Origin of the sequence: Yinghuangia sp. ASG 101, from assembly GCF_021165735.1 — a bacterium.
Taxonomy (GTDB): domain Bacteria; phylum Actinomycetota; class Actinomycetes; order Streptomycetales; family Streptomycetaceae; genus Yinghuangia.
In genome coordinates this window covers 7,766,191-7,788,445 of sequence record NZ_CP088911.1, presented here as the reverse complement: position 1 = coordinate 7,788,445, position 22,255 = coordinate 7,766,191, and the positions used below count along the sequence as shown (strand labels likewise).

At 73.0% G+C, this 22,255-nt stretch carries 19 protein-coding genes; 3 read left to right on the top strand and 16 right to left on the bottom strand.

What is annotated here, in order from left to right; translation table 11 throughout:
• Positions 1-7 precede the first annotated feature (7 nt).
• From LO772_RS33395 to LO772_RS33330, 14 genes are all read right to left on the bottom strand, one after another.
• Positions 8-937: an ABC transporter ATP-binding protein gene (locus tag LO772_RS33395; RefSeq protein ID WP_231775771.1), complete on the bottom strand. Its 930-nt coding sequence runs from the start codon at positions 935-937 to the stop codon at positions 8-10.
• A 181-nt stretch (positions 938-1,118) separates the two neighbouring features.
• Positions 1,119-2,135, bottom strand: a complete 1,017-nt coding sequence (locus LO772_RS33390; RefSeq protein WP_231775770.1) for an ABC transporter substrate-binding protein — start codon at positions 2,133-2,135, stop codon at positions 1,119-1,121.
• 229 nt (positions 2,136-2,364) lie between these two features.
• The gene (locus tag LO772_RS33385; RefSeq protein WP_231775769.1) at positions 2,365-3,576 is read right to left on the bottom strand and encodes an acetyl-CoA C-acetyltransferase; all 1,212 of its coding nucleotides are present in this window, start codon (positions 3,574-3,576) and stop codon (positions 2,365-2,367) included.
• A gap of 135 nt (positions 3,577-3,711) precedes the next feature.
• Complete coding sequence (fabG, locus tag LO772_RS33380) at positions 3,712-4,452, bottom strand: 3-oxoacyl-ACP reductase FabG (protein ID WP_231775768.1); 741 nt, start codon at positions 4,450-4,452, stop codon at positions 3,712-3,714.
• Positions 4,453-4,472: 20 nt separating this feature from the next.
• On the bottom strand, positions 4,473-5,714 hold the full coding sequence (locus LO772_RS33375) for a CoA transferase (RefSeq protein WP_231775767.1): 1,242 nt from the start codon (positions 5,712-5,714) through the stop codon (positions 4,473-4,475).
• The gene (locus tag LO772_RS33370; protein ID WP_231775766.1) at positions 5,711-6,856 is read right to left on the bottom strand and encodes an acyl-CoA dehydrogenase family protein; all 1,146 of its coding nucleotides are present in this window, start codon (positions 6,854-6,856) and stop codon (positions 5,711-5,713) included. Before LO772_RS33370 ends, LO772_RS33375 begins: the two co-directional genes overlap by 4 nt.
• Positions 6,857-6,889: 33 nt before the next feature.
• Positions 6,890-8,059, bottom strand: coding sequence for a thiolase family protein (locus tag LO772_RS33365; protein WP_231775765.1), 1,170 nt, complete (start codon positions 8,057-8,059; stop codon positions 6,890-6,892).
• 96 nt (positions 8,060-8,155) lie between these two features.
• Positions 8,156-8,920, bottom strand: a complete 765-nt coding sequence (locus LO772_RS33360) for a crotonase/enoyl-CoA hydratase family protein (protein ID WP_231775764.1) — start codon at positions 8,918-8,920, stop codon at positions 8,156-8,158.
• A 61-nt stretch (positions 8,921-8,981) separates the two neighbouring features.
• Entirely contained in the window at positions 8,982-9,746 is a 765-nt protein-coding gene (locus LO772_RS33355) for an SDR family NAD(P)-dependent oxidoreductase (protein ID WP_231775763.1), read from the bottom strand.
• A 292-nt stretch (positions 9,747-10,038) separates the two neighbouring features.
• Positions 10,039-11,157, bottom strand: a complete 1,119-nt coding sequence (locus LO772_RS33350; protein ID WP_231775762.1) for an acyl-CoA dehydrogenase family protein — start codon at positions 11,155-11,157, stop codon at positions 10,039-10,041.
• A gap of 85 nt (positions 11,158-11,242) precedes the next feature.
• Complete coding sequence (locus LO772_RS33345) at positions 11,243-12,502, bottom strand: acyl-CoA dehydrogenase (RefSeq protein WP_231775761.1); 1,260 nt, start codon at positions 12,500-12,502, stop codon at positions 11,243-11,245.
• Positions 12,503-12,578: 76 nt separating this feature from the next.
• On the bottom strand, positions 12,579-12,719 hold the full coding sequence (locus LO772_RS33340; protein ID WP_231775760.1) for a hypothetical protein: 141 nt from the start codon (positions 12,717-12,719) through the stop codon (positions 12,579-12,581).
• 251 nt (positions 12,720-12,970) lie between these two features.
• A complete protein-coding gene (locus LO772_RS33335; RefSeq protein ID WP_231775759.1) occupies positions 12,971-13,132 on the bottom strand; it encodes a hypothetical protein in 162 nt (53 codons plus the stop codon).
• 89 nt (positions 13,133-13,221) lie between these two features.
• A complete protein-coding gene (locus tag LO772_RS33330; protein ID WP_231775758.1) occupies positions 13,222-14,703 on the bottom strand; it encodes a class I adenylate-forming enzyme family protein in 1,482 nt (493 codons plus the stop codon).
• Positions 14,704-14,864: 161 nt separating this feature from the next.
• Here LO772_RS33330 and LO772_RS33325 point away from each other — a divergent pair, with 161 nt between their 5' ends.
• From LO772_RS33325 to LO772_RS33315, 3 genes are read left to right on the top strand one after another with little or no spacing between them, the layout of a single operon-like run.
• Complete coding sequence (locus LO772_RS33325; RefSeq protein WP_231775757.1) at positions 14,865-15,917, top strand: phosphotransferase family protein; 1,053 nt, start codon at positions 14,865-14,867, stop codon at positions 15,915-15,917.
• A 50-nt stretch (positions 15,918-15,967) separates the two neighbouring features.
• Positions 15,968-16,864: an enoyl-CoA hydratase gene (locus LO772_RS33320; protein WP_231775756.1), complete on the top strand. Its 897-nt coding sequence runs from the start codon at positions 15,968-15,970 to the stop codon at positions 16,862-16,864.
• A 1-nt stretch (position 16,865) separates the two neighbouring features.
• Positions 16,866-17,996 carry a CaiB/BaiF CoA transferase family protein gene (locus LO772_RS33315; RefSeq protein WP_231775755.1) on the top strand — a complete coding sequence of 377 codons (1,131 nt, stop codon included), beginning with the start codon at positions 16,866-16,868 and terminating at the stop codon, positions 17,994-17,996.
• 457 nt (positions 17,997-18,453) lie between these two features.
• Here LO772_RS33315 and LO772_RS33310 read toward each other — a convergent pair whose 3' ends face one another.
• Complete coding sequence (locus LO772_RS33310) at positions 18,454-20,817, bottom strand: CaiB/BaiF CoA transferase family protein (RefSeq protein WP_231775754.1); 2,364 nt, start codon at positions 20,815-20,817, stop codon at positions 18,454-18,456.
• Positions 20,817-22,121, bottom strand: a complete 1,305-nt coding sequence (locus LO772_RS33305) for an acyl-CoA dehydrogenase family protein (protein ID WP_231775753.1) — start codon at positions 22,119-22,121, stop codon at positions 20,817-20,819. Before LO772_RS33305 ends, LO772_RS33310 begins: the two co-directional genes overlap by 1 nt.
• Between the last annotated feature and the right edge of the window lie 134 nt (positions 22,122-22,255).

Sequence of the window (22,255 nt, the reverse complement as noted above, 5' to 3'; positions counted from 1 at the left end):
GGGCCGGTCAGCCGGCGGATGCGGTCGCGGGGGCGACGGCGCCTTCCAGCCGGGCGAACAGCTCGTGCTGAATCTCGCGGAACCGTTCGGTGAAGATCATGTCGTCGACCAGGTGCGCGCGGGGGCGCGGCAGGTCGATCATCATGTCCTGGGCGATGCGCCCGGGGCTGGGGAGCATGACGATGATGCGGTCCGCCATGAGGGCCGCCTCCTGGAGGTCGTGTGTCACCAGGAAGACCGTGCGGTCGCCGCCGTTCTCGCGGTCCTGCTCCCAGATGCGCAGGAACTCGCTCTGCATGTGCAGGCGCGTGCGCGCGTCGAGGGCCGCGAAGGGCTCGTCCATCAGCAGCAGGCGCGGGTCGGCCGCGAGGGTGCGGGCCAGGGCCACGCGCTGGCGCATGCCCTGGGACAACTGCGCCGGGAACTGGCTCTCGCGGCCGGCCAGTCCGACGGCGGCCAGCATCTCGTCCGCCTTCTTGCGGCGTTCCGGGCGCGGGACGCCGCGTGCCTCCAAGGGCAGCTCGACGTTGTGCCGCGCGGACCGCCACGGCAGCAGCGCGTCGCGGGCGAACATGTAGCCGAGGTCGTAGTTGGGGCAGGACGGCCGGCGACCGCCCAGCGTCACCGAGCCGCCGGTGGGCGTGACCAGGCCGGCCGCCATGTTGAGCAGGGTGGTCTTGCCGCAGCCGCTGGCCCCCACGATGGCGATGAACTGGCCCGCGGGCACGTCGAACGAGACGTCGGTCAGCGCGGTGACCTGCCGGGAGGCACGGCCTTCGCGCACCGCGAAGGTCTGTTCGACGTCGCGGTAGCTCAACAGGACTCCGTCCGCGGGCGCCGCGGACCACACGGGGGAGGGCTCGGCCGCCGTGCCGGCCCGCGAGGCCTGCTCGGCCGGCGCCTTTCCGGCGGGCCGGGGGCCGTCTGGATGGGTCATCGTCTCGACCACCTTCGTTGTGGTGCTCGTGCTGCGCCGCCTCGGGCGGTGCGGAGCTGTCGTACGGGGGCTGTGCGCTCCGAGGCCGGACCGCCGGCCGCGGGAGGCGGCGGGCGGTCCGGAGGTTCGCGGTCCCGGCGGGTGCCGGTCGCCGGGGCGCGGCGACCGGCGTCCCGGGGGATCACTTGGCGATCTGGACCGCCTGGTCGTACGTCACCGCCGGGTCGGCCTTCAGGACGCCGATGTCGGTGAGCGTCGCGATGGTCTTGTCCATCGACTCGCGCGGGACCTCGGCGGTCAGCACCGTGAAGTTCGCGCGGATGGCGTCGACCGCCTCGTCGGACACGTTGGAGCCGACGGCCTTGGACACGAGCTTGTCGACCGCGTCGGCGTTGGCGGGGTCCTGCAGGTAGGCGTACGCCTGCCCGATCGCCTTGCAGAAGCCGGCCGCGGCCTCCTGGTGGGACTTCACCCACGAACTCTTGGCGACCCAGACCGCGCCGATGAGCTGGTAGTCCGGGACGGTCTCCGAGAGTTCCACCAGTTCGGTGGCCACGCCGTCGGTGATCATGGGCTCCACGGTCGGCGTGACCGCCATGGCGGCGTCGACGCGCTTGGAGATGATGGCGGCCTGGGCCGCCGCGCCGGTGCCGATGTTCACGAGGGTGTAGTCGCCGTCCTTGAGCCCGGCGCCCGCCAGCGTCTTGGCCATGAGGTTGGCCGTTCCGGTGCCCACCGCGGCGGGGATGCCGATGGACTTGCCCTTGAGCGCGCGCAGCACGTCCTCGGGCGAGGCCCCGGAGGCCACCGAGGGGAGCGAGCTGCCCTTCGGGGCGACCAGGGACGTGGGGGTGGCGGTGTTGGCACCGCATCCGACAACCATGTCCTGGCCGCCCTGGATCGCCGCCAGCGCCTGCGAGGGCGAGGCGACGCCGAACTCCTCGGAGTTGCTGGCCAGCAGCTGGGACGCCCCCATGCCGCCGGAGACCTCGTCGACCGAGACGTTGACGCCGGCCTGGTCGAAGTAGCCCTGGTCCTTCGCGGCCTGGAGCGGGACGCTCCACACCGTTCCGGGGGTGACCAGCACGCGGATCCCGTTGGGCCCGCCGGACCCGGAGGAGCCGGCCCCGCCCGCGCACGCGGCGAGCGAGAATGCCGCAGCCGCCGCTATCGAAGACCGAACCCAGAGAGCACGCACGGCTCCTCCTCACTCGTCGAATATGAATATGATGCGCATGAACTTGGAAATATCATAGTCATGAATTAGGGCCGGTCAACGGTTCCGGAGGATTCCCGTATCAGGGCTTTCCGGACGCCGCGCCGCACGCCCCCGGAACGCCCCGGCCGCGCCGACGACGCCCGGCCCGCCGGGTGGTCCGCGCGGCGCACCGCGGCGGCCCCGCGGTCGCCCGGACGGCCCGACGGCGTCAGACGACGCGTTCGAAGACCGCCGCGAGACCCTGGCCGCCGCCGATGCACATCGTCTCCAGGCCGTACCGCGCCTCGCGCCGATGCAGCTCGCGCGCGAGGGAGCCCAGCATGCGCACGCCGGTCGCGCCCACCGGGTGGCCCAGGGAGATCCCCGAGCCGTGGATGTTGGTACGCGCCTGGTCGTCCGCGCCGAACTCCCACGCGCGCATGACCGCCAGGGCCTGCGCGGCGAACGCCTCGTTCAGTTCGATGACGTCCATGTCGGCCAGTCCCAGCCCGGCCCGCTCCAGGGCCGCGGCGGTGGCGGGCACCGGCCCGATGCCCATGACGTCCGGCCGCACCCCGGCCAGCCCCCAGGACACCAGGCGGACCAGGGGACGCAGCCCCAGCCGCTCGGCCCGCTCCCGGGTGGTGACGACGCACATCGCCGCCGCGTCGTTCTGGCCGCTGGCGTTGCCCGCGGTCACCGTCGCCTCGGGATCGCCGTTAAGCAGGATCGGGCGGAGCCTCGCCAGCGACTCCGCCGACGCGTCGGGGCGAGGATGCTCGTCGAGCGCGACAGTCTCCTCACCCTTCCTGGTACGCACCACGACCGGGACGATCTCCTCGGCCAGGACACCGGACTCCTGGGCCGCGACGGCCCGCCGGTGCGAGGTCAGCGCCAGGTCGTCCTGCTCCTCGCGCGATATCGCGTACTCGCGGCGCAGGTTCTCGGCTGTCTCCAGCATCCCGCCGGGCACCGGGTGGTTCCGGCCCCCGGCGGTGGCACGGGCGCGGGCGAGTCCGTCGTGGAGGACGACCGACGCCCCCTCGGCGCCCCAGCGTATCCCGGTCGTGTAGAAGGCGGCGTTGCTCATGCTCTCGGTGCCGCCGGCGACGACGACCTCGGCCATGCCGGTCTGCACTTGCATGGCGGCCTGGAGCACCGCCTGCAGGCCGGAGCCGCAGCGGCGGTCGACGTGCATGCCCGGGACGGTGACCGGCAGGCCCGCGTCCAGGGCGACCACGCGGCCGATGGCCGGCGCCTCGCTGTTGGCGTTGCAGTGGCCGAGCACGACGTCGTCGATCACATCCGGGGCGATCCCGGTGCGCTCGATCAGCCCGCGCAGCGCGGCGACGCCGAGTTCGGCCGCCGACAGGCTCTTCAGCACGCCGCCGAAGCGGCCGATCGGGGTGCGCACCGGCTCGCAGACGACCGCGTCACGCATGGGGGCCTCCCTCTCCTGCCGCGACTCCCGTCGCGATTCCGTTCGCTCCTGCCGCGACCCGAGTCGCGTTTGCCGGCCCGGCCGGACGGCGCGCCGCGGCGGGTCGGCGGTCGGCCGGGACACCGATGAGCGCGGTCACATCAACCGCCCCCCGGTGACCTCCAGCGCCGTCCCGGTCATGTAGCTCGACAGGTCGCCGGCCAGGAACACCGCGGCACCCGCGACCTCCGCCGGCTCCCCGGCGCGGCCGAGCGGGATCTCGGCCATCTTCTGGTCCCAGGCCTTCGCCGGCATGGCCTCGGTCATGGGCGTGCGGATCAGGCCCGGCTGGATGCAGTTGACCCGCACCCCGTGGCGGGCCAGCTCCTTGGCGGCGGCCTTCGAAAGTCCGACGATCCCGGCCTTCGCGGCCGAATAGTTGGTCTGGCCGACCATACCGGCCTTCCCGGACAGCGACGAAAGGTTCACGATCGACCCGGAGCCCTGCTCGCGCATGATCGCCCCGGCCAGCCGGGTGCCGTTCCAGCAGCCCTTCAGGTGCACGTCGATCACCTGGTCGAACTGCTCTTCGGTCATATTGCGCAGGGTGGCGTCGCGGGTGATGCCGGCGTTGTTGACCATCACGTCGAGGCTGCCGAACGCGTCCACCGCGCCGCGCAGCATGCGCCGCACCTGGTCGGCGTCGCGTACGTCGCACACCGCCGTACGCGCGACCGCCTCGCCGCCGAGCCTCGCCGCCGCCGCGTCCAGCGCGGCGGCGTCCAGGTCGCCGAGGACGACGCGGGCGCCGTGCGCCACGAACGCCTCGGCTATCGCGAATCCGATTCCCTGCGCACCGCCGGTGATGACGGCGGTGCGGTCCTGCAACAGCTTCATGGCTCTCCGTCTCGTGTCCGTCATGGCCCGACCACGCCCCGGCCGCGCAACTCGGCCAGGCGTCCCGGGGCGCAGCCCAGGAGTTCGGCGAGGACTTCGCCGGTGTGCTCCCCCACGCCGGGAGCGGGCCGGGGCGGGGCCTGGTGCCCGTGCATCCGCAGTGGCGAGCCGGGCGCGTAGTGGGGTCCGACGCCCGGTTGGTCGAGGCGCGCGAACAACGGGTCCTCGGCCAGCGCGCGGGCGTTGTCGGCGGCGAGGTCGGCGAAGGTGCGGTACTCCTCCCACAGCACGCTCGTGCGGCCGAGCGCCGCCAGCACCTCGCTCCGGGAGCGGGTGACGAACCAGTCGGCGATCAGCGCCGCCAGCGCCTCGCGGTGCCGGTAGCGGTCGTCTTCGCGGGTGAAGTCCGCGCCCGCGGACTCCGCCAGCGCCGCCACGGCGGGCGCGGTTCCGGTGACCTCGACCAGCTCGTTCCAGTGCCGGGTGGTGAGCACCACCACCATGAGCGTGTGGCCGTCGCCGGTGGTGAAGTCCCGTCCGAACATCCCGTAGACGTAGTTCCCGGCCCGGGGGCGCGGGCGCGGGTCGAGCTGCGCCTCGGCGAGGAAGCCGAGGTTGCCCAGGGTGCTCATCGCGACGTCGCGCAGCGCGACGCGGACGCTCTGGCCCTCGCCGGTGAGCAGCCGGTGGCGCTCGGCGGCGAGCAGGCCGGTGGTGAGGTAGAGCCCGCAGGCCACGTCCCAGAACGGCATCACGTCGTTCACGGGCCCGCTGGTGCCCTCCGGTCCGGTGACCGCGTGCAGCCCGGCGGCGGCCTGCACGGTGTAGTCGACCGCGGTGCCGCCGTCGCCGCGCCCGACGAGCTGGACGTGGATCACGTCGGGCCGTACGCGGGACAGTTCCTCGTACCCGAGGTCGGGGAAGCGCGTGGTGTTGCTGATCACGATGCCGCCGCGCTCCCCCGACGCGGCCACGAGCCCGGCGACGAGCGCGCGGCCCTCGGCGGAGCGGAAGTCGACCTCGATCGTGCGCTTGCCCTTGTTGAGGCCCGCCCAGTACATGCTGGCCCCGGTGTCCGCGGACACCGGCATGCGGGTCCGGTCGGCCTGGCCGCCGACCGGCTCGACACGGATCACGTCCGCGCCGAGCTGGGCCAGGGTCAGTCCGGCCAGCGGCGTCGCGACGTACGCCGATATCTCGACGACGCGCATGCCCGCGAGCGGCAGCGCGCGCGTCCCGGCCTCCGCCGCGCGGGCCGTCACGCGGCCTCCTTGAGCACCTGCTTGGCGATGACCAGCTTCTGGATCTCGCTGGTGCCCTCGTAGATGCGGTAGAGGCGGACGTCGCGGTAGAAGCGCTCGACGGCGACGCTGCGCATGTAGCCCATGCCGCCGTGGATCTGCACCGCGCGGTCGGCGACGCGGCCGACCATCTCGCTGCAGAACAGCTTGGCGCACGAGGGCGCCAGCCTGCGGTCGGTGCCGTTGTCGTACGCGCGGGCCGCCTCCAGGACCATCGCTCGGCCCGCGGCCATCTCGGTCTGCGACTCCGCGAGCATGGCCTGGACCAGTTGGAAGTCCGCGATCGGGGTGCCGCCCTGGCGGGTGGCCTTGGCGTGCGCGACGCTCTCGTCCAGCAGCCGCCGGGCCATGCCGACGCACAGCGCCGCGATGTGCAGGCGCCCCTTGGACAGCGAGCGCATCGCGGCGGCGAAGCCCTCGCCCTCGACGCCGCCGATCAGGTCGCCCGCCGGGACGCGGACCTCGTCGAGGAAGACCTCCGACGTGGTTGAGCCGCGCTGGCCCATCTTGGCGTCCTTCGGCCCAATGGTGACGCCGGGCGCGCGGGCGTCGACGGCGAAGACGGAGATGCCCCGGGTGCCGGTCGCGGCGGCGTCGGTGCGGGCGAAGACCATCAGCAGGTCGGCGCGGTCGGCGTTGGTGATGAAGCGCTTCTGACCGGTGATCAGGTAGTCGTCTCCCTCGCGGACCGCGCGGGTGCGCAGGCCGCTGGGGTCGGACCCGGCCTCGGCCTCGGTCAGCGCGAACGAGGCGACGGTCTCGCCCGCGGCCAGTCCGGGCAGGTACCTGCTCTTCTGCTCCTCGGTGCCGAAGTTGACCAGGACCTGGCCCGCGATGCCGTTGTTGGTGCCGAACATCGAGCGGAACGCCGGGGCGGTGTACCCGAACTCCATGGCGAGCCGGGCGTCTTCGGTGGCGTTCAGGCCCAGGCCGCCGTACTCCTCGGGCAGCGCGTACCCGAACAGGCCCATCGCGGCGGCCTTGCGCTTGAGGTCCGCGGGGATGTCGTCGGTCTCCTCGATGGCCTCCTCGGCGGGGACGACGGCCTTGCGGACGAACCGGCGAACCGTGTCGAGGGTGGCCGAGAACTCGTCGGCGTCCATGTCAGCTCCGTAGATCGGTGGTGCGGGGGGCGGTCAGGCGTCGGCGAGTTCGAGCACGGTGGCGTTGGCCATGCCGGCCGCCTCGCACATCGTCTGGAGCCCGTAGCGGATGCCGTGCGCCCGCATGTGGTGCACGAGGGTGGTCATGATGCGCGCTCCCGAGGCGCCGAGCGGGTGGCCCAGCGCGATGGCGCCGCCCAGCGGGTTGACCCGCTCGGGGTCGGCGCCGAGTTCGGCGAGCCACGCCAGCGGCACACTCGCGAAGGCCTCGTTGACCTCGAAGGCCCCGATGTCCGCGACGGTCAGCCCGGCCTTGGCCAAGGCCTCGCGGGTCGCCGGGATCGGGCCGGTGAGCATGGAGACCGGGTCGACGCCGACCGTCGCCGCGGCGCGGATCCGGGCGATCGGGGTCAGGCCCAGCTCGGCGGCCTTGGCCGAGGTCGTGATCAGCAGGGCCGCGGCACCGTCGGAGATCTGCGAGGAGTTGCCGGCCGTGACCACGCCGTCGGGCCGGAACACGGTCCTGAGCCGGCCCAGGCTCTCCGGGGTGCCGCCGCGGCGGATGCCCTCGTCGGTGTCGAACACCCGCGGGCGGCCGTCGTCGCCGGTGACCTCGACGGGGACGATCTCGCCCGCGAACGCCCCGGAGTCGGCGGCCGACGCGGCGCGGGCGTGCGAGCGCAGCGCGTACGCGTCGACCTGCTCGCGGGTGAGCGACCACCGGTCGGCCAGGATCTCGGCGCCTTCCCCCTGGCTGAACCCCTCGCGGCCGTAGCGCGCGAAGACCCTGGGGCCGAACGCCTTGCCGGGGCCGGCCTGGCGCGCGGCGCCCATCGGGACCCTGGTCATCGACTCGACCCCGCCGGCGACGGCCACGTCGCGGTGCCCGGCGATCACCGAGGCCGCGGCGAACTCGACCGACTGCTGCGACGAGCCGCAGGCCCGGTCGACGGTGGTGCCGGGGACGGTCTCGGGGAGGCCCGCGGCCAGGGCGGCGTAGCGGGCGACGTTGCCGGCCTGTTCGCCGGACTGCGTGACGCAGCCCCAGACGACGTCCTCGACGACGCCGGGGTCGATGCCGGTGCGCCGGACGAGCGCTGTCAGGACCTCGGCCGACAGATCGACCGGGTGCCAGTCCCTGAGGGCGCCGTCGCGCTTGCCCACCGCCGTCCGGACGGCGTCGACGATCACGGCGTCGCGCATGGGGGTTCTCCTGTCTCGGGGGCGCGGGCCGGCGGGCGGCGCGCGGGTGTGGGGCTCGGGTGGGCGCGGGAGGCGCGCGGGGGTACGCGGGACATGTCAGCGGCCCCGCCATACGGGGGCGCGGCGCTCGGCGAACGCGCGGGCGCCCTCCTGGGCGTCCTCGGAGTCGAAGACCGGGCGGACGACGGCCCGCTGGCGGTCGAACACCTCGCTGTCCGGCCAGTCGCGGCTCTCGCGGACGACCTGCTTGGTGGCGCGTACCGCCAGCGGTCCGTTCGCGGCGATGGTGCGGGCGAGTTCGAGGGCGCCCCGCAGGGCGCCGCCCTCCTCGGTGAGGCGGTTGACCAGGCCGAGGGTGTGGGCCCGCTCGGCGTCGAACGTGTCGCCGGTCAGGAGCAGTTCCATCGCCATGGCGGGCGGGATCGCCCGCGGCAGCCGGACCAGGCCGCCCGCGGCGGCGATCAGGCCGCGCTTGACCTCGGGGAGGCCGAACCTGGCGGTGCGCGCCGCGACGACCAGGTCCGCGGCGAGGACGGCCTCGCAGCCGCCCGCGAGCGCCCAGCCCTCGACGGCCGCGATCAGCGGTTTGGCCGGGGGCGCCTCGACCAGTCCGAGGAAGCCCCGGCCCGGGATCATCGGCAGTTCGCCGGCGAGGAAGGCCTTGAGGTCCATGCCCGCGCAGAAGGTGCCGCCGGCCCCGGTGAGCACGCCGACCGCGAGGTCGTCGCGGGCGTCGAGGTCCCGCAGCGCCTCGGCGACGCCGCGGGCCATCGGGAGGTCCGCGGCGTTGCGTGCCTCGGGCCGGTTGAGGCTGATCACCGCGATGTTCGCGTCGACGGTCACCTGCACGGCGTCGGTCATGGCTCTCCGTAGGTCATCGAACGGGTGGGCGCGGGGCGGGAGTTCGGCGGGGCGGGCGGGGCTAGCGGGGCGCCATGCGGATCGCGCCGTCGAGGCGGATCGTTTCGCCGTTGAGCATCGGGTTGTCGACGATGCTCAGCACCAGGCGCGCGAACTCCTCGGGGGTGCCGAGCCGGGCCGGGTGCGGCACGGACTTGGCGAGGGAGTCGCGCACGTCGTCGCTGAGGCGGCCGAGCAGCGGGGTGTCGAACAGACCGGGTGCGACGGTGCACACGCGGATCGCCCGTCCCGCGAGGTCGCGTGCGGCGCAGAGCGTGAGGCCGACGATGCCGGCCTTGCTCGCGGCGTACGCGGCCTGGCCGATCTGCCCCTCGTACGCGGCGGCCGAGGCCGTCATCACGATGACGCCCCGCTCGCCCGCGTCGGGTTCGTTGGCGGCCATGCGGGCCGCGGCGAGCCGGGAGACGTTGAAGGTCCCGGCCAGGTTGATGTCGACCACGGCACGGAAGGTGTCCAGGTCGCCGGGGGTGCCGTGGCGGTCGATCAGCCGGGTCACGGACCCGCGGCCGGCGCAGTTGACCGCGACGCGCAGCGGGCCCAGTTCCTCCGCGGCGTCCAGGGCGGCGTCGACCTGCTCGGGGTCGGTGACGTCGCAGGGCGCGAAGCGGAACGTGCCGCCGGACTCCGCGGCGACGGTCGCGCCCGCCGACGCCGGGAGGTCCGCCAGCACGACACGCGCCCCGGCCTCGCCGAGCTTGCGCGCGGTCGCCAGGCCCAGGCCCGACGCACCACCTGTGACGAGAACGGACGCACCTGCGAGATTCATGTCGCTCCTTGCCTGAGGGTTCGTGACGGCCGCGCGGGGTCCGGCGCGGCGGGCGTTCGCCGCCGCACCACGGGGGGACGCTCCCGGGGCGCACCACGGGAGCGCGGCCCCGGGGCGCATTCCCGCCGAACATGCCAATCATTCGCCTGAATTGCCGAGACCGTCAAGAGTTCATGCGCATAAATATTATGGATTCGGCCACCGGAGACGGCCGCTCGGACGGGCCGCCGACCGGTTCGTGCGGACGGCGCCCGCACGGTGGCGACGCGGAACGGTGCGCGTCCCGGCCGGGTCAGATCGCGATGCGGTCCGCGAGCAGCGCGCGGTGCTCGTGGATGCTGCCGAACAGCGCCTCGACGGCCTTGGCCCGGCGGAAATACAGGTGCGCGTCGTGCTCCCAGGTGAACCCGATACCGCCGTGCACCTGGATGGATCCCCCGGCGCACAGCCGCAGCGCCTCGGCGGCCTGGGCCTTGGCTATCAGAGCCGGTTCGCCGATGTCGGCGGTGTCGTCGCCGGCCAGCATGGCCGCGTACATCGCGGCGCCGTAGGCCATGTCCAGTTCCACGGCCATGTCGGCGCAGCGGTGCTTGATGGCCTGGAACGAGCCGATCGGGCGGTTGAACTGATGGCGCACCTTGGCGTAGTCGACCGCCATCTCCAGGCAGCGCTCGGCCGTGCCGAGCATTTCGAAGGCGAGGAGCGTCCGTGCGGTGTCGATGACCCGGTCGAGCGCCCCGGCGGGTGCCTCCGCGCCGCCGAGCGGTTCGGCCGGTGCGCCGTCGAAGGCCACCCGGGCGACCGGACGGGTGAGGTCGAGCGATTCCTGGCGCTCGGCGGTGACCCGCGGATCGCCGGCCTCGACCGCGTACAGCCGGACCGGACCGCCGGCCTCGGCGACGGCCGGGACGATGAGCAGATCGGCCGGGTCTCCGTGCAGGACGATGTCGCGGGTGCCGTGCAGGACCGCTCCCGCGCCGGGGGCCGCCTCGGCCCTGACGGTGGCGGCCTCGGGTTCGAGGTCGCGGCGGCCGGCGACCGCGAACGCGCCCAGGCGCTCGCCGCGGGCCAGCGGCGGGAGCAGCCGCCGCCGTTGTTCGGGGGTGCCGAGGCGCAGGACCGCCTCGCACGCGAAGGCGGTGGCCGCCATCGGCACGGGGGTCAGTGCCCGGCCGAGTTCCTGCAGGGCGACCGCGGTCTCCAGGTAGCTGAACCCGCCGCCGCCGTACTCCTCGCCGATGTGCAGGCCGGGCAGGCCCATGTCGCGGCACAGGAGTCGCCAGGTCTCCGCGTCGTAGCCGTCGTCGGCGGCGGCCACGGCGCGGACGCGCGTCATGGGGGCGCGTTTAGTGAGGAGCCGGCGCAGCGAGTCGCGGAATTCCTCCTGCTCCTGGCTGAAGGCGAAATACATGTGTCGTCCATTCGTGGGATTGCGTGGTGCGTCCGCGGGACCGCGTGGGTGGGGCAGGGCGGCGGCGCGGGCGGGGGCGCCGCGGTCAGGCGGTCCGCAGGCGTCCGATCTCCTCGAACGGCCCCGAGTCGAGCCGGGGCTCCTTCGGCAGCCCGAGCAGTTGCTCGCCGATGATGTTGCGCTGGATCTGGACGCTGCCGCCGTAGATCGTGGCCGCGCGGGCGTACAGCATCGCGTCGACCCAGCGGCGCGACGAGTTCTCCGTACCGCTCTCCGGGACGACGAGGACGGCGCCGTTGCCGTCGCCACTGGGGGCCAGGGCGTCCGGGCCGAGGATTTCGACGGCCAGTTCGGTGTAGCGCTGGAAGTACTCGCTCCACACCAGCTTGCTGATGGCGCCGTCGGGGCCCGGGCGGGCGCCCTGCATGAACGAGGTCAGCGCCCGGTAGCCGCGGTAGCGGATGAGCTGGACGCGCGAGTGGCACCAGCTGAGCTTGGCGCGGATGTGGCTGTCCTTGGTCAGTCCGCGTTCGCGCGCGAGCTGGGTGAGCAGTTCCAACTCGCCGGCGTAGCGGATCGCGTCGGTGGTGACGCGGACGCCGCGCTCGAAGCCGAGCAGGGTGTTGGCCACGAGCCAGCCGCCGTTGACCTCGCCGACGACGTTCTCCTTGGGGAGGCGCGCGTCGGTGAAGAACACCTCGTTGAACGCGTCGTACCCGGCGGCGTTGACGATGGGCCGCACCTCGACACCGGGCTGTTCCATGGGCAGCAGCAGGAAGGACAGGCCCTTGTGCTTGGGGGCGCCGGGGTCGGTGCGCGCGATCACGAACATCCGGTTGGCGTCGGTGCCGGAGGAGGTCCAGGTCTTCTGCCCGTTGAGTACCCAGTGGTCGCCGTCCAGGACGGCCCGGGTGCGCATGCCGGCGAGGTCCGAGCCGGCCTCCGGCTCCGAGTAGCCCTGGCACCACACGTGTTCGCCGGAGAGGATGCGCGGCAGGAAGTGCGACTTCTGCTCCTCGGTGCCGAAGACGATCAGCGTATTGCCGAGCAGCTTGATGCCCAAAGAGTCGTTCTCGAAGCCCTCGGGGGCGCCGGCACGGGCCAACTCCTCGGCGAGGACGACCTGTTCGATGTGCGAGAGGCCGCCGCCTCCGTACTCCTTCGGCCACGAGGGGGCGAGCAGGTCGTTGTCCGCGAGGATCCGCCGCCAGGCGCGGCGGAACTCCTCCCGCTCCTCGCCGTGCAGGGCACCCATTCCGGCCCAGTCGGCCGGGAGGTTGTCGGTGAGGAACGCGCGGATGCCCGCCCTGTACGCCTCCGCCTCGGGCGGATAGGTGATGTCCATGTCGTCCCGCTTTCTGTGGTGCGGTGGCTCAGCCGGAAGTTCGGGCCGGCACGGGGAGTCGTCTCAACGCCTGCCGTCAGTCGGACGACGGCAGCGGCTTCGCCGTCATGAGTTCCATCGGGGCGTCGTGGCAGACGAACGCGCCCTCGCCCTTCTTGACGCACATGATCTGGGTCTCGCAGGTGGTGCAGCGGTAGCGCTTGCCGAGCTGGTTCATGGGCCGTTCTCCGTTTCCGTGTTCCGTGCCGTGTGTGGTGTCTTGTGCTGCGTGTCCTGTGCTGCGTGTCTTGTGCGGTGTGTCTTGTGCTGCGTGTCGTGTGCGGTGTGTCTTGTGTCCTGCGTGCCAGGCCTGGCATGCGTGACGGGTGTGCCGGCTGTGTCCGGGGTGCCGGGGTGCCGGGGTGCCGGGTCCGCCTGGCCTGCCGGGGTGGGCGCCTCGGCCGTGCCGGGCCCGTCCGGCCGACGGGCTCAGCGCGCGCCGGGGAAGGTGGTCGTCAGCGGGGTTCCGCAGCAGCTCAGGGCCGATCCCTTGGCCGTGACCACGATCGCCTCGGACCCGCAGACGTCACAGCGCAGGCGGCTGCCCGCGGTCGCCTCGGTGCCCTGCGCGGGTGTCTCGTCGGCGCTCATGGCGCACCGTCCTCTCATGGTTTGTTCGGTTTGTTCTGTTCGTGGAAGTCTGCATGGATATCGCGCGGCCGTGCCGCGCCGGCCGACGGTCAGGCGGGTGTGAGCCCCGCCACAAGCTCGCGGCGCAGGACCTTTCCCGTGGGGGTCTTCGGCAGTTCGTCGACGACGACGACCTCGTCGGGTGTCCGTGAGCCGCGCAGCCGCTCGCGGCACCAGGTCCGCAGCTCCTCGGGGTCGATGCGGGCGCCGCCCCTCGGCGCGACCACTGCGACGATGCGCTCGCCCCACTCGTCGTCGGGCCGTCCGACCACCGAGACCTCGCCGATGTCCTCGCGCGCCGCGATGACGTCCTCGATCTCGGCGGGGGCGATGTTCTCGCCGCCCCGGATGATGGTGTCGTCGGCCCGGCCGCCGATGTAGAGGTAGTCGTCCTCGAAACGGGCCAGGTCGCGGGTGGAGAACCAACCGCCGTCGTCCAGCATGCTGCCCTCCTTGAGGTATTCGCCGCTGACCTGGCCGCCGCGCACCCACAGCAGACCGACCTCGCCGTCGGGCAGCACGCGGTCCTCCTCGTCGCGGATCTGGCCCTCGACGCCGGGGACGAGGCGGCCGACCGAGGCGAGGCGGGGGCGCAGCGCGGGGTCCGCGAGGGCTTCGCGGTGCTCGTCGGGCCCCAGGACGGCGATGGTCGAGCTGGTCTCGGTCAGGCCGTACGCGTTGACGAACCCGGTGTCCGGGAAGGCCGCGAGCGCCCGCTCCAGGACCGGCAGGGGCATGCGGGAGCCGCCGTACGCGAGGGAGCGCAGCGCGGGGGTGCCCGCCGGCGTGCCGTCGAGGTGGTCGGTCACGCGGGCGAGCATCGTCGGGACGACCATCGCGCTGGTCACGCCTTCGGTGCGGACCAGGTCGAGCCAGCCCTGCGGGGTGAAGTCGGGCAGGTGCACCATGCGGCGTCCGGAGTAGACGTTGCTGAGCACGGCCCCCATGCCCGCGATGTGGTACGGCGGGGTGCTGACCAGGGCCGCGTCGTCCTCCGCCGCCGAGCCGAACTCGACCGTGCGGATCAGGTAGGACACCAGGTTGCCGTGGCGCAGCAGGACGCCCTTGGGTGCGGAGGTGGTGCCGCTGGTGAACAGCACCACGGCGGTCTCGTCGTCGCCGACCTCGGGAAGGTCCCGGGCGGGAGCGGTCCGGGCGCGCCGGACGAATTCGTCGGTCTCCGTCACCGGGACGCCGCAGGCCGACAGCCGTGCGCGGTACGCGGGGTCGCAGACGACGATCGGGGACGCCAACTGCCCGATCAGATCGCGCAGTTGGTCGTCCGCCAAGCGGTAGTTCAGCGGCGCGACCGGGACGCCGGCGAGTGCGGCGGCGAAGGTCACGACAGGCAGCGCGGGGCCGTTGACGCCGACGAAGACGACATGGCCGACCCGCTCCTCACGGATCACCGACGCCCCGCCCGCCGCCGCGGCGGCGAGTTCGGCGTACGTCATCCCGCCGTCGCGCGATCCGACGGCGGTGCGGTCGGGGAACATCGAGACCGCCATGTCCAGGACCATTCCGACACCCATGACCGGGGACCACCTTGCCTCGCTCGTGCCTTGCTGCGGATTGCTGCGGGTTGTGTTGCCGTCGATTCAACCCATGCTAATGATAGCAATTATGCGCATGGAAGCGTAGGGTTGGCCAGACCTTGAAGGGCGCCGATCGGCGCGGAGCGCAAGAGGTGCAGGTGAGCGATCTCGATCTGATCGGCTTCGGCCGACTCCTGTCCTGGCTCGACGAGAACGGCATCTCGTCGGGCCCCTTGTCGGACGTCGAGCAGTTGTCCGGCGGCACCCAGAACATCCTGGTGCGGTTCACGCGCGGCGGGCGCTCGTACGTGCTGCGGCGCCCGCCCCGGTACAAGAGGGACACCAGCGACGAGGCGATGCGCCGCGAGGCGGCCGTCCTCGCCGGGCTCGCGGGATCCGACGTGCCGCATCCGCGCCTGGTCGGACTGTGCACCGACCAGGACGTGCTGGGCTGCGTCTTCCTGGTCATGGAGGGGGTGTCCGGCTTCACCGCGACCACCTCCGTTCCCGAGCCGGTCGCGTCGTCCGCCGCGCTCCAGCGCGCGATGGGCCTCTCGATGGTCGACGCCCTGGCCGCGCTGGGCCGGGTGGATCCCGCCGGCGCCGGCCTGTCCGGACTGGGCCGGCCCGAGGGCTGGCTGGAGCGCCAAGTGCCGCGCTGGCGCGCGCAGTTGGAGTCGTACCAGACGCTGCGCGGCTGGCCCGGCCCCGACCTGCCCGGGCTCGACGACGTCGCCGACTGGCTGGACGCGAACCGGCCCGCGCGATGGCGGCCGGGCTTGGTGCACGGCGACTTCCACCTGGGCAACGTGATGTTCGACCCGGCCACCGGGACGGTGTCCGCGGTCGTGGACTGGGAGTTGGCCACGCAGGGCGACCCGCTGCTCGACCTCGGGCACCTGCTCGCCTCGTGGCCCGACCCCGACGAGCCCCGCAAGCGCGGCGCCGCCGTACCCCTGCCCGGCCTGCCGGGCCGGGACGAACTGGTCGCCAGGTACGCCGAGGGCAGCGACCGCGACCTGGCGCACGTGGACTGGTACCACGTGCTCGCCTGCTTCCGGCTCGGCATCATCCTGGAGGGCACCCACGCCCGCGCCCGCGCCGGCAAGGCCCCCCGGGACATCGGCGAGCGACTCCACCTGACCGCCCAGGCCCTGTTCGAGGGCGCGCTGCGGGTCATCGGCGGCCCGACCCGGCCGACGGGCCGGTGACCCCCGCCGCCCGTGCGGAGCCGAGCGACGCGAGAAAAGAGGAACGGACGATGAGCCCGTACCGCTACATCCGGTACGACACCGTGGACGAGGGCCGCATAGCGAGGATCGTCCTCAACCGCCCCCAGGCGCGCAACGCCCAGAACCGCGGCCTGCTGGTCGAACTGGACGAGGCGTTCGGCCGGGCCGAGAGCGACGACACCGTGCGGGTGGTCGTCCTGTCCGGCGAAGGCCCGGTCTTCTCGGCGGGCCACGACCTCGGCACCCCCGAGTACGTCGCCGAACGCACCCCGGGGCCCGACCTGCACCCGTCGTTCGGCTGCGACGGCGGCACCCATACGCCGGTCGAGATGCGCTACCGCCAGGAGTACGAGCACTTCTACGACAACACCCGGCGGTGGCGGAACCTCCGCAAGATCACCATCGCCCAGGTGCACGGCAGCGTCCTGTCGGCGGCACTCATGCTCACCTGGGCCTGCGACCTCATCGTCGCCGCCGAGGACACCGTCTTCGCCGACGTCGTGGCCGCCCGGTTGGGCATGTGCGGCGTCGAATACTTCGGCCACCCCTGGGAGTTCGGTCCGCGCAAGGCGAAGGAGCTGCTGCTGACCGGCGACAGCGTCGACGCGGACGAGGCGTACCGGCTGGGCATGGTCAGCAAGGTGTTTCCGGCCGACGAACTGGAGGACCGCACACTCGCGTTCGCCCGCCGGATCGCGGCGCTGCCGACCATGGCCGCGCTCATGGTCAAGGACTCGGTCAACCAGGCCATGGACGCCTCCGGCTTCACGGTCGCCCTGGACGCCTGCTTCTCGCTGCACCAGCTCAACCACGCGCACTGGACCGTCGTCTCGGAGGGGCGTTCGGTCGTGGGCACCCCGGAACTGGGCATGCCCGACTGGCGCGGAGCGCCGGGGATCCGCCCGGCTCGCAAGGACGTGGTCTGACATGGCACCCGCACACCGCGGCCTGACCCCCGGCGCCCTGGACGGGGTGCGCATCGTCGACTTCAGCCGGGTCCTGGCCGGCCCGCACGCCACCATGCTGCTCGCCGACCTCGGTGCCGAGGTGGCCAAGATCGAGCGCCCGGGCGCGGGTGACGACACCCGCCAGTGGGGTCCGCCGTGGCACGAGGGCGAGGCCACCTACTACCTGGGACTCAACCGCAACAAGACCTCCGCCGCGTACGACCTGACCGACCCCGAGCACTGCGCGGAGATCCACGAGTTGGTCGCGGGGGCCGACGTGGTGGTGGAGAACTTCCGGCCCGGCACGATGGACCGCCTGGGCCTCGGCTACGGCGAACTGTCGCGGCGGCACCCGCACCTCGTCTACTGCAGCATCACCGGATTCGGCGCGGACAAGGGCGCCCACCTGCCGGGCTACGACCTGATCGCGCAGGCGGTCGGCGGGCTCATGAGCATCACCGGCCACCCGGACGGCGAACCCACCAAGGCGGGCGTCGCCCTGGTCGACGTCATCACCGGACTGCACGCCACCATCGGCATCCTGGCCGCGCTGCGCCACCGCGAGCGGACCGGCGAGGGCCAGCGGGTCGAGGTCAACCTGCTGTCGTCGCTGCTGGCCGCGCTGACCAACCAGGCCTCGGCACACATCCTGACCGGCGCCGTGCCGACCGCGATGGGCAACGCCCACCCGAGCGTGGTCCCGTACCAGCCGGTGCGCACCGCGGACCGCAGCCTGGCGATCGCCGCAGCCACCAACCGCCAGTACGCGCAGCTCACCCGGGCCCTGGGACGCCCGGAACTGGCGGACGACGAGCGCTTCGCGACCAACGCGGCGCGCGTACGCAACCGCGAGGCGCTGATCGCCGAGTTGGAGGCCACGTTCACGCGGGCCGGCGCCGACCACTGGTTCGGCGTGCTGAGCGCCGCCGGGGTGCCGTGCGGGCCGATCAACAACCTGGAGCAGGCGTTCACCCTCGCCGCCGACCTGGGCCTCGAACCGGTGGTCCACCCCGCCGACGGCAGCCCCGGCGCCGCCCAGGTCCGCAACCCGATCACGCTGTCGGCCACGCCCGCGGTGTACCGCACTCCCCCGCCGCCGATGCCGGGCTGAGCACCCGGCGCCCGATGCCGATGCCCCGCCGAGCCTTCGGGCCGGCGGGGCATCGGCATCGGGCCCGGTTCGGAAGGGATGCCGGAGCAACGCGCGGTCACCGTCGGCCGCTTCGGGCCGGTCCGGTGCGGCCACGGGCCACTGCGCGGTCGTCGTCGGCCGCTTCGGCCCCGCTCCGGTGTGGCCACCGGGGGCACCGTGCGGTCACCAGGCTGTTCCGAGGCAGGCGGAGCGGGCTGTCAGGCCTGGCTCGCGGCGACGGCCCCGACCCCAGGTGTCCGGCGTCCGGCGTCCGGCCCGATTCGCCTGCACGGCCCAGCCGGACCTTCCCCACAGTCCACCCCCGTGCTCCCGGCGGTACGCGAAACGGCGGTCGGCCCGGTGGTGGTCTCCACCGGGCCGACCGCCGTGCGGCCAGCCGGTCCGCGCGGTCAGGCGTGGGCCTGTGCCCCGCCCGTCACGCGGTGGTCTCCGCGGTGCCCTGCGGCTCCTTGCAGACCGTGCCCATCAGCGCCTCGATCTCCCCTGCCGGATACCCGAGTTCGGCCAGCACCTCGCGCGTGTGCTGCCCGAGTGCCGGGCTGGGCCCGCGGAACACGGCCGGAGTCTCGGACAGGTGGATGGTCGTGCCCACTTCGCGCGACCAGCCGTACTCCGGGTGGTGGTGTTCGACGACCCGGCCCGAGTCCGTCGCCCACTCCTCCCACAGGAGTTCGGGCATCACCGGGGCGTCGCGCGGGATTTCGACCGGCACGCCCTCGGCGTCGAGGCGGTCGAAGGCCTCCTGCTCGGTCAGGGACGCGAAGCGGGGCTCCAGTTCCGCGGCCAGTTCGGCGGCGTGCGCGAGCCGGGCGGCGTCGTCGCGGAAGCGCTCGTCCGCGGCCAGCTCCGGTCGCCCCAGCGCCCGTACGAGGGAGGTGAAGTGCGCGTCGCCGAAGACCGCGATCACCACCCACCCGTCCGAGGTGCGGTAGAGGCGGTACAGCGGCGAGAAGCCGTTCTGGTCGGCGTCGAGCACGAGACCAGGCACCGGTTGGCCCGCGCCGTCGACGGCCAGTTCGCTGCGCACGAACAGGCTGGAGTGGAGCTGCGGACTCTCCACATACTGGCCCTCGCCGGTGTTGTCGCGGTGGGTGAGTGCCAGCAGCACCGACACCGCGCCGAGGAGGCCGTTGTACTGGTCCTCGTTGCCCATCACCCGGCGTACGGGAGGGTTGCCCTCACCGGCGCCCGCGAAGTTGAGGCCCACCAGGCCCGACACCAGCGGCGCGAAGCTCTTCAGCCCGGACTTGGGGCCGGTGGACCCGAAGCCCGGCAGGTACGCGTAGATCAGGCGGGGGTTGAGCCGCTTGAGCTGCTCGTAGCCCAGGCCGATCTTCTCGGCCTTGCCGGGGCGGTAGTTGACCATCACCACGTCGGCGCCGGCGGCCAGTTCGCGGGCGATGCGCTGCCCCTCGGGCGTGCGCATGTCCACGGCGATGCCGCGCTTTCCGCGCTGGGAGGCCTCGAACAAGTCGCCCAGCGGGCGCATCTGGTCACCGGACAGCGGCTCCACCTTGACCACGTCCGCGCCCAGGTCGGCGAGCAGGCGTGATCCGAAGCCGGTGGCGAAGTAGGAGCTGAAGTCGACGACGCGGATCCCCTCCAGCGGCGCCTTCACCGCCGCCTCGGCGGCGGGACGCCACTTGGGGTCGCGGGCCACCTCGCCGGTGCGGTCGTCGTGCTCGCCGACGCGCGGCGCGGGGGCGGGAATTCCCGCGGGGCTCGCGCCGAAGCGGATGACCGGGCCGATCTGGCGGACGACGCCGTGGTCCGGGTCGGCGAGGTCGACGGCGACCCCGGCGTGGCGCACCTGGTCGTCCTCGAACACCTCCTCGGGGCGCAGCACCGGCAGGGCCGCGATGTCCGCCGCGTGGAACAGGTCCAGCCACTCCTGGCGCGGCCGGGTGCGGAACGCCTGGGGCACCAGGTCGCGGGCGACGACCAGTTCGTCGTCGTCGAGCGGCACCTGCATCTCGGGGCCGTCCACGGTCTGCACGCGGTCACCGAAGCCGAGCAGGTCCATCATCCGCTTGAACGACCCGGGGCCGCCGGTGTGCGGGATGAGGTATTCGCCGTCGGCGCAGCGGAACGGGTCGGTGATCAGCCGGGTGCGGCCGAAGCCGGCGGTCTTGCCGCTCCGGGCCAGGTACGAGATGTCCTTCTCGTTCCACCACCAGTTCATCGCGGCCAGCGTCAGCATGCCGTCCAGCAGCGACGTCGAGACCTGCTGGCCCCGGCCGCCGAGCTTGCGCGCGCGCAGGGCGGCGAGGACGCCGATCGCGGTGACGAAGCCGGTGCCGTACGAGACGGTGGGGTGGCCCAGGAAGATCGGGCCGTCGCGGTGCGCCCGCTGCTCGGCGGTCATACCGAGCCGGGCGTTGAGCAGCGCCTCGTACCCCGGCCGGTCGGCCAGCGGGCCGTCGTCGCCGTAGCCGGTGATCGAGGCGCAGACCAGGTGCGGGTGGCGTGCGCTCAGCGCGGCGTGGTCCAAGCCCAGTTCCGCGGCGCGCCCGCGGCCGAAGGACTCCAGGAAGACGTCGGCGTCGGCGAGCAGCGCGTCGATCCTCTCGCGCCCCCGCGGTGTGGCGGGGTCGGCCCGGACGCTCCACTTGCCCCGGTCCAGGACCTTCCTGAGGTTCGCGCCGACCACCGGCCCGGTGCCCGGCCGCTCGACCTTGACCACGCGTGCGCCGTAGTCGGCGAGCAGCATGCCGGTGATGCCGCCCGGCATGCCCCAGGTCGCGTCGACGACCACCAGCCCGTCGAGGGGTCCGGCCATCACAGTGCTCCCATCTCTTCGGTCTCCTTCAGCTCCGCCGCGAACTTGCGCCGTGCCTCGTCCTCCAGCGCGGGCAGGTGGTAGCCGGGGAACAGGCCCTCGTACGGTTCGATGCCCGCCAGCAACTGCCGGGCCAGGGACAGTTTGTGGATCTCGGTGGCACCGTCGGCCAGGCCCATGTGGTAGCTCTCCATCAGCCACTTGCCGAGCGGGAGTTCCTTGGAGATGCCGAGGGAGCCGTGCAGTTGGACGGCCCGCGAGGTGACGTCCAGGAGCACCTTCGGCATGGCCGCCTTGACCGCCGCGATGTCCTTGATCACCTTGCGGTAGTCGTCGTACTTGTCGATCCGCCAGGCCGTGCGCATCACCAGGAGCCGGAACTGTTCGAGCTGGATCCACGAGTCGGCGATCATCTCCTGGACCATCTGCTTGTCGGCGAGCCGGCCGCCGCGCGTGCTGCGCGACGCGGCCCGTTCCAGCATCATGTCCAGCGACCGCGCGACCAGGCCGACCGTGCGCATCGCGTGGTGGATCCGGCCGCCGCCGAGCCGGGTCTGGGCGACCTCGAAGCCCTGGCCGACCCCGCCGAGCAGGTGGTCCGCGGGGATCCGCACGTCCTCCCAGCGCGTGTAGGCGTGGGTGCCGCGCTCGTAGTCGTGGCCCCAGACGCCGGTGTCGCGGACGATCGACAGGCCGGGGGTGTCGGCGGGGACGACGAACATCGACAGACGGCGGTGCGGCTTCTCCTCCGGATCGGTCACGGCCATGACGATGTAGAAGGACGCGAAGCGGGCGTTCGAGCCGAACCACTTCTCGCCGTTGATGACCCACGCGTCGCCGTCGCGCCGCGCGGTGGTGCGGAACTCGACGGGGTTGGAGCCGCCCTGCGGCTCGGTCATGGCGTAGCAGGAGACGATCGCGTTGTCGATGAGCGGGCGCAGGTACCGCTCCTTGAGTTCCGGGGTGCCGTAGTGCGCCAGGATCTCGGCGTTGCCCGAGTCCGGCGCCTGGCAGCCGAAGACGACCGGGCCGCTGTGGGTGCGCCCGACGATCTCGTTGAGCAGCGCGAGTTTGACCTGTCCGTACCCCTGGCCGCCGAGTTCGGGGCGGAGGTGGGTGGCCCACAGCCCCTTCTCGCGCACCCTGCGCTGCAGCGGCGGGATCAGCCGCTGCCGGAGCGGGTCGGACACGTCCCACGCGTGCGTGATGACGCGGTCGACCGGCTCGACCTCCTCGGTGACGAAGGTGTCGGCCCACTCCAGCACCTCGCGGTACTCGGGGTCGGTCTCGAAGTCCCACGACATGCGTGCGCCTCTCTGCCTGTGTGCTGTGTACGTGCCGGCCGCGGTGGGCGGGGCGCGTGGGCCCCGCGGGTGCGGCCGGGTCTGTCTCCGGACGCCCGGGGCGCGGCTCGCGGCCGGGTGCCGTGTCGCGGAGG